This window comes from Micromonospora sp. NPDC092111 (assembly GCF_044755745.1).
Taxonomy (GTDB): Bacteria; Actinomycetota; Actinomycetes; order Mycobacteriales; family Micromonosporaceae; genus Micromonospora.
Window position 1 is genome coordinate 313,629 of record NZ_JBIVRQ010000002.1, and the last position, 12,122, is coordinate 325,750.

At 72.6% G+C, this 12,122-nt stretch carries 11 protein-coding genes; 7 read left to right on the top strand and 4 right to left on the bottom strand.

Translation table 11 applies throughout. The features are described 5' to 3' along the window. Positions 1 to 30: 30 nt before the first annotated feature. From mshD to pstB, 5 genes are all read left to right on the top strand, one after another. A complete protein-coding gene (mshD, locus tag ACIQG9_RS07505; RefSeq protein ID WP_400399063.1) occupies positions 31 to 957 on the top strand; it encodes a mycothiol synthase in 927 nt (308 codons plus the stop codon). Between the two features lie 311 nt (positions 958 to 1,268). Then, a complete protein-coding gene (gene pstS / locus ACIQG9_RS07510) occupies positions 1,269 to 2,372 on the top strand; it encodes a phosphate ABC transporter substrate-binding protein PstS (RefSeq protein WP_400399064.1) in 1,104 nt (367 codons plus the stop codon). A gap of 41 nt (positions 2,373 to 2,413) precedes the next feature. Then, a complete protein-coding gene (pstC, locus tag ACIQG9_RS07515; protein ID WP_400399065.1) occupies positions 2,414 to 3,508 on the top strand; it encodes a phosphate ABC transporter permease subunit PstC in 1,095 nt (364 codons plus the stop codon). Continuing rightward, the gene (gene pstA / locus ACIQG9_RS07520; protein WP_400399066.1) at positions 3,505 to 4,593 is read left to right on the top strand and encodes a phosphate ABC transporter permease PstA; all 1,089 of its coding nucleotides are present in this window, start codon (positions 3,505 to 3,507) and stop codon (positions 4,591 to 4,593) included. The genes pstC and pstA overlap by 4 nt, the downstream gene beginning before the upstream one ends. A 20-nt stretch (positions 4,594 to 4,613) precedes the next feature. Then, positions 4,614 to 5,390, top strand: coding sequence for a phosphate ABC transporter ATP-binding protein PstB (pstB, locus tag ACIQG9_RS07525; protein ID WP_400399067.1), 777 nt, complete (start codon positions 4,614 to 4,616; stop codon positions 5,388 to 5,390). A 128-nt stretch (positions 5,391 to 5,518) separates the two neighbouring features. Here pstB and ACIQG9_RS07530 read toward each other — a convergent pair whose 3' ends face one another. Next, the gene (locus ACIQG9_RS07530; RefSeq protein ID WP_400399068.1) at positions 5,519 to 6,352 is read right to left on the bottom strand and encodes an NUDIX hydrolase; all 834 of its coding nucleotides are present in this window, start codon (positions 6,350 to 6,352) and stop codon (positions 5,519 to 5,521) included. Positions 6,353 to 6,433: 81 nt separating this feature from the next. Between ACIQG9_RS07530 and ACIQG9_RS07535 the strand changes: the two genes are divergently transcribed. Beyond that, positions 6,434 to 7,408, top strand: a complete 975-nt coding sequence (locus tag ACIQG9_RS07535) for a Gfo/Idh/MocA family protein (protein ID WP_400399069.1) — start codon at positions 6,434 to 6,436, stop codon at positions 7,406 to 7,408. A 135-nt stretch (positions 7,409 to 7,543) separates the two neighbouring features. Here the strand turns inward: ACIQG9_RS07535 and ACIQG9_RS07540 are convergent, their stop codons facing one another. The 3 genes from ACIQG9_RS07540 to ACIQG9_RS07550 all read right to left on the bottom strand — a co-directional run bounded on the left by ACIQG9_RS07540 (position 7,544) and on the right by ACIQG9_RS07550 (position 10,699). Further along, complete coding sequence (locus tag ACIQG9_RS07540) at positions 7,544 to 8,548, bottom strand: anion permease (protein ID WP_400399070.1); 1,005 nt, start codon at positions 8,546 to 8,548, stop codon at positions 7,544 to 7,546. Between the two features lie 4 nt (positions 8,549 to 8,552). Then, complete coding sequence (locus tag ACIQG9_RS07545) at positions 8,553 to 9,179, bottom strand: DUF47 domain-containing protein (RefSeq protein WP_400399071.1); 627 nt, start codon at positions 9,177 to 9,179, stop codon at positions 8,553 to 8,555. Between the two features lie 140 nt (positions 9,180 to 9,319). After that, on the bottom strand, positions 9,320 to 10,699 hold the full coding sequence (locus tag ACIQG9_RS07550) for a PPK2 family polyphosphate kinase (protein ID WP_400399072.1): 1,380 nt from the start codon (positions 10,697 to 10,699) through the stop codon (positions 9,320 to 9,322). 438 nt (positions 10,700 to 11,137) lie between these two features. Between ACIQG9_RS07550 and sigJ the strand changes: the two genes are divergently transcribed. Continuing rightward, positions 11,138 to 12,100, top strand: a complete 963-nt coding sequence (sigJ, locus tag ACIQG9_RS07555) for an RNA polymerase sigma factor SigJ (protein WP_400399289.1) — start codon at positions 11,138 to 11,140, stop codon at positions 12,098 to 12,100. Positions 12,101 to 12,122 lie beyond the last annotated feature (22 nt).

A 12,122-nucleotide genomic window follows, 5' to 3' on the forward strand; every position in this document is an offset into this window, starting at 1 on the left:
CGTCCGCCCGGATCCGGCTACGGTGACGGGATGAGCAGCGCCGAATCGACGACCGATCGGGTGTCCCGGGCCGACCGACTCGCCCCGGCCGAGGTGGCCGAGGTGCTGGCGCTGGCCCGCCTCGCGGGCGACGCCGACGGCGCCGACCCGTTCGACGAGCACACCCTGCTGCGACTGCGCGACCCCGACGCCCCGGCCGGGCACCTGACGGCCCGCGCCACCGACGGCACCCTCACCGGTTACGCCCACCTGGACACCACCGATCCGGCGTCCGGGATCGGGGTGGAACTGGTGGTCCACCCCGGGTTCCGGCGGCGGGGCACCGGACGGGCGCTGGCCCGGGGCGTCCTCGCGGCGGCCTCCGGCCCGCTGCGGGCCTGGGCGCACGGCGACCACCCGTCCGCCGCGGCGCTCGCCGTCGACCTGGGCTTCGCCCGGTCCCGGGTGCTCTGGCAGTTCCGCCGGTCGTTGACCGCCGCGCCGGGGCAACCGCGACTGCCGGACGGGGTGGTGTTGCGCGCCTTCCGTCCCGGCGAGGACGACGCGGCCTGGCTCACGCTCAACGCCCGGGCCTTCGCCGAGCACCCCGAGCAGGGCCGGTGGACCGCCGACGACCTGCGGGTACGGCTGACCGAGCCGTGGTTCGACCCGGCCGGCTTCCTGCTCGCCGTCGAGGAGTCCACCGGCCGGCTGCGCGGCTTCCACTGGACCAAGGTGCACGAGCGTCCCGGCTCGGCCCGGATCGGCGAGGTCTACGTGGTGGGGGTCGACCCGGACGCGCACGGCGGCGGGCTCGGCCGGGCGCTCACCACCGCCGGCCTGGCGTACCTGCGGGACCGGCGCGGGCTGGACCGGGTGATGCTCTACGTGGACGAGTCGAACACCGCTGCCGTCGCGCTCTACGAGCGGCTCGGCTTCGCCCCCTGGTGCGGGCACGTCAACTACCGCCTGGGCTGATCCCGCCGCTCCCGGCTCCGCCGACCGACCGGGGCCGACGGACGGTCACCGCCCGGTAACGGCGGGGCCTCGGCGAGATAACGGCTGTCCGGATATTTCGTATCAATGCGGATACTGGAACGGCAGTTCATCTGGCGGACAACCCGGCCTCAGATAGCGGCCACCTCCCCGGTCGGGCCTGTTCATCCTCCGTTCACTTCTGACCGGCGAACCGTCTACCTGGCACTTCTAGCTTTCGTGTCAGCCGGTCAGCGCCGGCACCCGGCCCCATCCGGGCGACCTGACCAAAGACGTGAAGGGAAACCCCTCAGGTGAAGCTCCAGCGGCACGGCGCCATTGCCTGCCTCGCTCTTACCGCGGTGCTCGGTCTCAGCGCTTGCGGCTCGGACAACAACGAGTCGGCCGACACCTCCCCCTCCGGGTCGGCCAGCGCGGCTGACTGCGGCAAGGGCACCCTGAACGCGCAGGGCTCCTCCGCGCAGAAGAACGCCATGGCCGAGTGGATCAAGGCGTACCAGCAGAAGTGCGCCGGCACCACGATCAACTACGAGCCCACCGGCTCCGGCGCTGGCATCCAGGCCTTCATCGCCGGCACCGCCGACTTCGCCGGCTCCGACTCCGCCCTCAAGCCCGAGGAGCAGCCGCAGGCCGACGCCAAGTGCGCCGGCGGCGCGGCCGTCAACCTGCCGATGGTCATCGGCCCGGTGGCGGTCGTCTACAACGTCAACGGCGTGGACAACCTCCAGCTCAAGCCGGCCACCCTGGCGCAGATCTTCGCCGGCAAGGTCACCAAGTGGGACGACCCGGCGATCAAGGCCGACAACCCGGACGCCAAGCTGCCGGCCGCCGCGATCCAGACCGTGCACCGCTCGGACGAGTCGGGCACCACCGACAACTTCACCAAGTACCTCTCCAAGACCGCCGAGGCGGACTGGACCTTCGGCAACAACAAGGCGTGGAAGGCTCCGGGTGGGGTCGGTGCCGCCAAGTCCGACGGTGTGGCCGGCAAGGTCAAGAGCACCGAGGGCACCATCAGCTACGTCGAGTGGTCGTACGCCGAGAACTCCGGCCTGAAGAAGGCCAAGATCCAGAACGGCGCCGGCGAGTTCACCGAGCTGACCGCCGAGTCGGCCGGCAAGACCATCGCCGGGGCCAAGATCGAGGGCCAGGGCGACGACCTCAAGATGTCGATCGACTACGGCACCAAGGAGGCCGGGGCCTACCCGATCGTCCTGGTGACCTACGAGATCGTCTGCAGCAAGGGCATCGCCGCCGACAAGCTGCCGCTGGTCAAGGGCCTGCTGGGTCACGCCGCCAGCAGCGAGGGCCAGGCCGACCTGGTCGAGCTGGGCTACGCCCCGCTGCCCGACTCGGTCCGCACCAAGGTCGAGGCCGCGGTCAAGAACCTCTCCTGACCTTCCAGCGACACACCTCTCAAGTCGAAGCGAGCGAGCAGATGGGTGAAACCCCTCAGCGCTCGGCAGACGCCGGCACCGGCGGGACCAACGTGGCCTCAGGCCACGAGCGGCCCGCCGGTGCCTCGGCGCGTCTGGCCGACACCGCTGACAGCAGCAACCGCACCCCGGACGGCGACGACCTGGGTGGCGGCGGCGGACTGCCCCGGGCCCGGGCCTTCGGCGCGGAACGGGCGTTCCGCGGCCTGACCCTGGCCGCCGGCACCGCCGTGCTGGTCATCATCGGGGCGATCGCGGTCTTCCTGATCGCCAAGGCCGTGCCGGCGCTGCGGGCCAACAGCGAGAACTTCTGGACCTTCGAGGGCTGGTTCCCGAACGAGAACCCGCCCACGTTCGGCATCGGCGCGCTCGCCTTCGGCACCGTGCTCACCGCGCTGCTCGCGCTGCTCATGGCGGTGCCGGTGGCGTTGGGCATCGCCCTCTACCTCTCCCACTACGCGCCGCGTCGGCTCGGCAACGGCCTCGGTTTCCTGATCGACCTGCTGGCCGCCGTACCCAGTGTGGTCTTCGGGCTGTGGGGCCGGGACTACTTCGTCGGGCCCGTCGCGGACCTGTCGGCGTGGCTCAACCGGTACTTCGGCTGGATCCCGATCTTCGGCGGTGACGGGCCGTTCGGGAACTCCATCCTGCTCGGCTCGGTGGTGCTGGCGATCATGGTGCTGCCGATCATCACCTCGCTCTCCCGTGAGGTGTTCCGACAGACCCCGACCGCCAACGAGGAGGCCGCCCTCGCGCTGGGCGCCACCCGCTGGGAGATGCTGCGCACTGCGGTGCTGCCGTACGGGCGGCCGGGCATCATCGCCGCCGTCATGCTCGGCCTCGGCCGGGCGCTCGGCGAGACCATCGCGCTGGCGCTGACCCTCGGCTCCACCTACGCCATCTCGTTCAACATCCTGGAGAGCGGCGGCAACACCATCGCGGCGAACATCGCGAACCGGTTCGCCGAGGCCAACGACACCGGCCGGGGCGCGCTGATCGCCTCCGGCCTGGTCCTGTTCGCCATCACCCTGATCGTCAACATCACCGCCCGGGCGATCATCTACCGCCGTCGCGAGTTCACGGAGTCGGCCGCATGACCACCACCATCGCCTCACACCGCCCGCGTCCACCGGCGCAGCCGGCCAGCCTGCGGGCCCGGCGGCTGCCGGCGTACGCCGCGCCCGCCATCGCCGTGGTCGCGCTGCTGGTCGCCGCCGGGATCGTCTACGGCGCCGGCATCGGCGGCCCGGTCCTCGTCGTGGTGCTCGGCGCGCTGCTCTACCTGGCCGGCCTGTTCACCGCCGCGAACGCGGTGGAGGGGCGTCGATCGGCCCGCAACCGCACCTGGAGCGCGCTGATCCACTCCGCCTTCGTGCTGGCCGTACTGCCGCTGGCCTCGGTGGTCTGGACGCTGGTCAGCAAGGGCACCGAGCGCCTCGACGGCAACTTCTTCGGCACCTCGATGAACAACATCGGGGCCCGGGACGCCGGCGGCGGCGCGTACCACGCCATCGTCGGCACGCTGGAGCAGGTCGGCATCGCCACCGCCATCACCGTCCCGCTCGGCGTGCTCTGCGCGATCTACATCGTCGAGTACGGGCGCGGCCGGTTCGCCTTCGCGATCCGGTTCTTCGTCGACGTGATGACCGGCATCCCGTCGATCGTCACCGGCCTGTTCGTGCTGGCGTTCTGGGTGCTGATCGTGTCGCCGTGGTTCAACGACGGCCGGCCCGGCTTCTCCGGCTTCGCCGCCGCGCTGGCGCTGAGCGTGCTGATGCTGCCGACCGTGGTCCGGTCCACCGAGGAGATGTTGCGGCTCGTCCCGGCGCCGCTGCGCGAGGGCGCGTACGCCCTGGGTGTGCCGAAGTGGAAGACCATCCTGCGGGTGGTGCTGCCGACCGCGCTGCCGGGCATCGTCACCGGCATCATGCTCGCCATCGCCCGGGCCGCCGGTGAGACCGCGCCGGTGCTGCTCGTCGCGGGTGGTGGAGCGGCGATCAACTTCAACCCGTTCGAGAACAACCAGTCGTCGCTGGCCCTCTTCGTCTACCAGCAGGCCGGCGAGGCCTCGAAGTACTCGCCGGCGCGGGCGTGGACCGCGGCGCTGACCCTGGTCGTCCTCGTGCTCGTCCTGACCATCGCGGCGAAGTTGCTGGCCCGTCGCAACCGGCTCGCCCGATGAACCCCGGAGGTACCACCACCATGGCCAAGCGCATCGACGCCTCGAACGTCACCGCGTACTACGGCGCCTTCAAGGCGATCGAGGACATCAGCCTGACCGTCGAGCCGAAGACGGTGACCGCCCTGATCGGCCCGTCCGGCTGCGGCAAGTCCACCTTCCTGCGGTCGATCAACCGGATGCACGAGGTGCTGCCGGGCGCCCGGGTGGAGGGCAGCCTGACCATCGACGGCCAGGACATCTACGACCGGGACGTGGACGTCACCGCGGTCCGCCGGACGATCGGCATGGTCTTCCAGCGCCCGAACCCGTTCCCCACCATGAGCATCTTCGAGAACGTGGTGGCCGGGCTGCGGCTCAACGGGGTGAAGAAGAAGTCCATCCTGGAGGAGGCCGCGGAGCGGGCGCTCCGCTCGGCGAACCTCTGGGACGAGGTGAAGGACCGCCTCGGCAAGCCCGGTGCCGGCCTCTCGGGCGGCCAGCAGCAGCGGCTCTGCATCGCCCGGACCATCGCGGTCGAGCCGCAGGTGGTGCTGATGGACGAGCCCTGCTCCGCGCTGGACCCGATCTCGACGCTGGCCATCGAGGACCTGATGTTCCAGCTCAAGGACAAGTTCACCATCATCATCGTCACGCACAACATGCAGCAGGCCGCCCGTGTCTCGGACCGGACGGCCTTCTTCTCGATCGAGAAGACCGGCGACCCGGGCCGCCTGATCGAGTACGACAACACCCAGAAGATCTTCAGCAACCCGAGCGTGAAGAAGACCGAGGACTACATCACCGGCCGCTTCGGCTGAGCCACCGGCCGCCGACCGCGATCGGCTGCGGTCACCCGACCGGCACCCTCGCCGGCCCCACCCCCTCGACCTCGCGACCACCGCCCCTGCCTCGGGGTTCCGGTCAGGACCGCGGGTGCGGGGTGGGGTCAGTCGAGCACGAAACGGGCTTCGCCGTGCTCGGGGAGGTCGAGGCGGGGGGTGACGGGGGTGGCGGCGTCGCGGGTGGCCGAGGCGCGGGCCACCCCGGGGAGATCGCCGGCGGCGGCGACCTCGGCCAGGGTGACCAGGGTGGGCGGGAGCATGGTCAGCTCGCCGGCCGCCGCCCGGGCCAGGGCGTCCGCCGGGCGGACCCACATGGTGTGGTCGGCCTCCCCGGAGACGTCCCGGGTCCGCTGCCCCTCGGGCAGCAGGGCGACGAAGAAGTACGTGTCGAAGCGGCGCGGCTCGAACTCCGGGGTGACCCACCGGCTCCACGGCAGCAGCAGGTCCGACCGGAGGGTGAGCGCCCGCTCGGCGAGCAGGCCGGCGAAGCCCCGGCGACGCGCCTCCAGGTCCTGCCGCGCGGTCTCCCAGTCGTCGCCGCTGACGTCCCCCACCACGGTCCCCGCGTCGGGGCCGGCCAGCAGCACCCCGGCCTCCTCGAAGACCTCCCGCGCGGCGGCGCACACCACCGCCTGGGCAGCCTGCGGCCCGACCCCCAGCCGACCGGCCCAGGCCGCCGGGTCGGGACCGGCCCAGTCCAGGTGCGCCGCCGAGTCGGACGGGTCGACACCACCGCCGGGGAAGGCGTACACGCCGCCGAAGGTCATCGCGGCGACCCGGCGGATGACGTACACCTCGAAGTCGGGGCCGGCCGGGCGGAGCAGCAGCACGGTGGCCGCGACCCGGGGCCGGGCCGGGGTGCCGCCCTCGGCGCGGAACCGGCGGGCGTGCTCGACCAGGGCCGGTGGGGCGGCGAAACCCCGACTGTCGATCGTCATGCGCCGAGCCTAGTCCCGCAGGGTGGATCGGCCGGTCCGCCGGCCGTCGGAGCCCACCCCGACCCGGGCTAGCGTGAGCGCATGACACGTTGGGGGATTCTGTCCACCGGACACATCGCCGGCTGCTTCGCCGAGGACCTCCGGCTGGTGCCGGGCGCCGAACTGGTCGCGGTCGGCTCGCGTACGGCCGAGAGCGCCGAGCGGTTCGCCGCCCGGCACGGGGCCGACCGGGCGTACGGCTCGTGGGCGGAGCTGGCCGCCGACGACGAGCTGGACGTGATCTACGTGGCCACCCCGCACGCCGCCCACCACGGGGCCACCCGGATCTGCCTGGCCGCCGGGCGGGCGGTGCTGGTGGAGAAGCCGTTCACCCTCGACCTGGCCACCAGCACCGAGCTGGTCGACCTGGCGCGGGCCCGCGGGGTCTTCCTGATGGAGGCCATGTGGATGCGGTGCAACCCGCTGATCCGGCGGCTGGTCGCGCTGATCGGCGACGGGGCGATCGGCGAGGTGACCAGCGTCCGGGCCGACTTCGGGGTGGGCGGGCCGTTCCCGCCGGAGCACCGGATGCGGGCCCGCGCCCTCGGTGGCGGCGCCCTGCTGGACCTGGGCGTCTACCCGGTGAGCCTGGCCCACCTGCTGCTCGGCGTGCCGCAGCACGTGCACGCCTGGGCGAAGCTCGGCCCGGAAGGCGTGGACGAGAACACCGGCATCGTGCTCGGGTACGACTCGGGCGCGGTCGCCACGCTGGGCTGCGGGATGGTCGGCGCGACCCCGCTCACCGCCGCGATCACCGGCAGCACCGGCCGGATCGAGCTGCCCGAGCCGTTCTTCCGCCCCGGTTCGGCGGTGCTGCACCGGGCCGGGGCCGAGCCGGAGACGCTCACCGACGATCCGGCCGGTGGCGGCTACCAGTACGAGGCCGCCGAGGTGCAGCGCTGCCTGGCCGCCGGGCTGACCGAGAGCCCGCTGGTGCCGCACGCCGTCACGCTGGAGGTGATGGCCCTGCTGGACGACATCCGGGGGCGGATCGGGGTGGACTACACCCGGCCGTGAGCGCGCCGCGCGGCGGGTGGCCTTTACCCGGCGGGCCGGAGCCGACTCGGCCGGACTTCCGACCGGGTCGTCTCCTGCTCACGGCACAGGGGCTCCCCGCCCGTGGCGGGAAGCCCCTGTGCCGTGCCGGACGGGTCAGAACAGCGGCCGGACCACCAGGTAGCTGAGGCAGGCGATCAGCGCGGCGGCCGGGAAGGTGATGATCCAGGCGATCACGATGTTGCCGGCCACGCTCCAGCGGACCGCGGAGAGCCGCTTGGTGGCACCCACCCCCATGATCGCCGAGGTGATCGTGTGGGTGGTGGAGATCGGGGCCTTCAGCACCAGGGCGTTGAAGTAGAGCACCGCGCTGGCCACCGTCTCGGCGGCGAAGCCCTCCGGCGGACCCAGGTCGATGATCTTGCGACCGAGGGTCCGGATGATCCGCCAACCGCCGGCGTAGGTGCCCAGCGCCAGCATGGTCGCCGAGGTCCAGAAGACCCAGCCCGGGATGTGCGTCTTGTCGTCCTGGAAACCGCCGGTGTAGAGGGCCAGGACCACGATGCCCATGGTCTTCGCGGCGTCCTGCATGCCGTGGCCCACCGACATGGCCGCCGCCGAGGCGGTCTGCGCCCAGCGGAAGCCCCGGTTGAGCTTACCCGGCTGCCCCTTGCGGAACAGCCAGAGGATGGCCAGCATCAGCAGGTAGCCGAGGGTGAGGCCGACGATCGGCGACAGGATCATCGGCAGGATGACCTTCTCGCCGATGGTGACCCACTGCACGACACCGCCGGTGGACAGCAGGGTCGCCCCCACCAGGCCGCCGAAGAGGGCGTGCGAGGACGACGACGGCAGGCCGAAGTACCAGGTGATCAGGTTCCAGGCGATGGCGCCGAGCACCCCGGCGAAGACCACCCCGAGGCTGCCCACGCCGGTGGGCAGGGTGACCAAGCCGTCGCCGACGGTCTTGGCCACGCCGGCACCGAAGTGCGCGCCGACGAAGTTGCCGACCGCAGCCAGCAGCAGGGCGATCCGGGGTGTCAGCGCCCGGGTGGAGACGCTGGTCGCGATCGCGTTGGCGGCGTCGTGGAAGCCGTTGGTGTAGTCGAACGCCAGGGCCACCGCGATCACCGCCAGCACGGCGATGAGTTCGGGACTCACAGGATCAGGACTCCTTGACCGCGATGGTCTCGACGGTGTTGGCCACGTGCTCGAAGGCGTCGCAGGCGGCCTCCAGCTCGTCGGCGACCTCCTTCATCTTCAGCACCGTCAGCGCGTCGTACTCGCCGGAGAAGAGCCGGACCAGCAGCATCCGGTACGCCTGGTCGCCGTCGTTCTCCAGCCGGTTGCACTCGATCCAGTAGTCCTCGAGATCCTTCATCGACTTCAGCCGGGGCATCGCCTCGGCGGTCAGCTTGGCCTGCTGGTCGAGGACGTTCACCAGCTCGTGCAGCTCGCGCGGGAGCGCCGGCAGCTTGGTGAGGCCGTAGAGGTAGAGCAGGTTGCCGACCGCCTCCAGGTGGTCCATCACGTCGTCGAGCAGCGAGCCCAGCCGGTAGATGTCCTCCCGGTCGAACGGGGTGACGAAGGTCGAGTTGATCTTCTTGTAGAGATCGTGGGTGATCTGGTCGCTGTCGTGCTCGACCTCGGTCAGCCGCTCGCTGACCGACTGGACGTCGACCCCGGGCAACGCCAGCTCGTTGAGCAGTTCGGTGCCCTTCACCAGGTTCTGCGCGGCCCTGGTGAAGAGCTCGTAGAAAGCGCCCTCGGTGGGACGGAAGGAAAACTTCACAGCACGGACCTCGTCGTGTCGGTGGAAGGGTGGCCGCCGCCCCAGGGGGCGTCCGCTGAAGCATGCTAGGTACACCAGGGAATCGGGCGATCGCCGGCCCACCCCTGGTCAGGCCCGATTCACCGCTCGTTCACCTGTTGTTAACCTCGGCCGTCACCGCTGCCACTCCACAACCGTTGACGCTCCCGCTCCACGTCGAAACCGGCAGCCGGATACCCCAGATCAAGACCCTCGAACGTCTCCCGGAGCAGGTGCGCCACCGCCCAGTCCCGGTACCACTTGCGGTCCGCCGGCACCACGAACCAGGGGGCGTCCTCGCCACCGCAGCGCCCCAGCGCCTCCGCGTACGCGGCCTGGTAGTCGTCCCAGCGGGCCCGGGAGTCGAGGTCGCTCGGGCTGTACTTCCAGTACTTCGTCGGGTCGGTCAGCCGCTCCGCCAGCCGCTGCGCCTGCTCGTCCCGGGAGATGTGCAGGAACACCTTCACCAGGGTCACGCCACCGTCGGTCAGCTCCCGCTCGAAGGCGTTGATCTGCTCGTACCGGGCCCGCCAGGTCTCCTCCGGCACCAGCCCGTCGACCCGGGCCACCAGCACGTCCTCGTAGTGCGAGCGGTTGAAGACGCCGACGCACCCCGGCGGGGGCAGCGCCCGCCGGATCCGCCACAGGAAGTCGTGCCGCCGCTCCGCCCCGGCCGGCGGGCCGAACGAACGGATGTGCAGGCCGAGCGGGTTCATCGCGCCGGCCACCCGCTTGACCGTGCCGTCCTTGCCGCCGCAGTCCAACGCCTGAAGCACCAGCAGCACCCGACCCGGCCGACCCCGATCCGGTTCCGGCCGACCCCGATCCGGTTCCGGCCCGCCCCGATCTGGTTCCGGCCCGCCCCAATCTGGTTCTGGCCCGCCCCGGGGCGGGCCCGGCTCGACCCGGCTCGCTTCCGGTCCGGCCCGGCGCGGCTCCGGCTCGACCCAGCGCGATCCCGATCCGGCCCGGCGTGACTCCGGCCCACCCCGGCGCGACTCCGGCTCGGCCCGGCGCGATCCCGATCCACCCCGGCGTGACTCCGGCTCGACCCAGCGCGACTCCGGCTCGACCCAGCCCGATCCCGATCCGGCCCGACGCGATTCCGGCCCACCCCGGCGCGACTCCGGCTCGACCCAGCGCGATCCCGATCCACCCCGGCGCGATTCCGGCCCACCCCGGCGCGGGTCCGGCTCGATCCGGCGCGATTCCGGTCCGACCCACGCCGGAGCCGAGGTGAGCGCGTCCGGTCCACCGGCGGCCTTGGCGGTGGCGAACAGCATCTCCTGCTGCCGACGCAGGCCCACCCCGATCAGGTCGACCTGCCGCCGCGCCCAGCCCTTGCGGTCCTTCCCCCTCCCCGCCGCCCCGGGCAGGCCGGGGGTGGAGCGGGGAGCGACCGCCCCGAGGTCGACCGGGCCGCCGTCCGACGGCACCCGCAACAACCGCCGCACCGTCCCACCTTCGGGCCGGACGATCTCCGTCTCCTCGTCTGCGCGCATCCTCCGATCCTCACCCACCGTTGAGCCGCCCGCCTCCTGAAGGCCGACCCGGCCCCCCGCTCGCCCCGGCCGCCCCCGCTCGCCGCCACGACGGCGACCAGCGCGCCTGGGACGGTGCCCGCCAAGATCGTGCTACTTCCAGGAAGTAGTGCCCTCCGGGGCTGACAACGCCACTACATCCTGGAAGTAGCACGATCTTGGCGGGGCGAGCGGGCCGGGCGGGGCGAGCGGGGCGAGCGGGGCGAGGCGGGGCGAGGCGGGGCGAGGCGGGGCGAGGCGGGGCCGGGCGAGGCCGGGCGGGGCCGGGCGAGGCGAGGCGAGGCGGGGCCGGGCGGGGCGGGCGGGGCCGGGCGGATCAGGGCGGTGTCACGTTTCGGGGCGGCGCGACGTCCGGCAGGTGGGGAGAATCCGGTCAGACCCGGGGAGGTTACGGTGACGGTGGACCTGGTGACGGAGTTCGAGGCCGAACGCGGACGGCTGACCGCGGTGGCGTACCGGATGCTCGGCAGCCGGAGCGAGGCGGAGGACGCCGTCCAGGAGACCTGGCTGCGCTACTCCGGGGCGCTCGCCGACCCGGCCAGCCGGGCCGAGGTCCGGCACCTCGGCGGCTGGCTCACCACCACCTGCGCCCGGATCTGTCTCGACGTGCTCCGGTCCGCCCGGGTCCGCCGGGAGACGTACCCGGGGCAGTGGTTGCCCGAACCGCTGGTCACCCCGGTGGGTGCCGCGCCGGGGCCGGACGGCTTCGCCCCCGACCCGGCCGACCGGGCCGTCCGGCGAGACCAGCTCGGCACCGCCCTGCTGGTCGTCCTGGAGCGGCTCGGTCCCGAGCAGCGGGTCGCCTTCGTGCTGCACGACGTCTTCGCGGTGCCGTTCGGGCGGATCGCCGAGGTCCTCGGCACCAGCCCCGAGGCGGCCCGGCAACTGGCCTCCCGGGCCCGCCGGGCGGTCACCGCCGCCGACGCGCCCCGGCACACCGCCGGCCCGGCCGAGCAGCGCCGGGTACTGGCCGCGTTCGTCGCCGCGACCCAGGCGGGTGACCTGGACGCGCTGGTCCGGGTGCTCGCCCCCGAGGTGGTGCTGATCGGCGACAGCGGCGGCCACTTCCCGGCGGCCCGCCGGCCGGTTGTCGGCACCGATGCGGTGGCCCGGTTCGTGATGGGGCTGTTCGGCCGGGCCGGCCGGTACGGCCAGCGGGTCCGGGCCGAGCCGGTGCTGGTGCACGGCGTACTCGGGCTGCGCATGGAGACCGTGCACACCGACGGCCGCCCGCTGCGGATGGTCAGCGCGTTCGCCGTGCACGACGGCCGGATCACCGGCCTATTCAACCAGCTCAACCCCGACAAGCTGCACGGGCTGCCCGAACTCGGGGCGGACGCCGCCTGGCCACCACGCTGGTGAACAGGCGGGCCAGCAGGCCGCC

Excerpts from the sequence above, each read along its gene's own strand:
- mshD (WP_400399063.1), top strand. The coding sequence starts at position 31 with ATGAGCAGCGCCGAATCGACGACCGATCGGGTGTCCCGGGCCGACCGA.
- pstC (WP_400399065.1), top strand. The coding sequence starts at position 2,414 with ATGGGTGAAACCCCTCAGCGCTCGGCAGACGCCGGCACCGGCGGGACC.
- pstA (WP_400399066.1), top strand. The coding sequence starts at position 3,505 with ATGACCACCACCATCGCCTCACACCGCCCGCGTCCACCGGCGCAGCCG.
- pstB (WP_400399067.1), top strand. The coding sequence starts at position 4,614 with ATGGCCAAGCGCATCGACGCCTCGAACGTCACCGCGTACTACGGCGCC.
- ACIQG9_RS07530 (WP_400399068.1), bottom strand. The coding sequence starts at position 6,352 with ATGACGATCGACAGTCGGGGTTTCGCCGCCCCACCGGCCCTGGTCGAG.
- ACIQG9_RS07535 (WP_400399069.1), top strand. The coding sequence starts at position 6,434 with ATGACACGTTGGGGGATTCTGTCCACCGGACACATCGCCGGCTGCTTC.
- ACIQG9_RS07550 (WP_400399072.1), bottom strand. The coding sequence starts at position 10,699 with ATGCGCGCAGACGAGGAGACGGAGATCGTCCGGCCCGAAGGTGGGACG.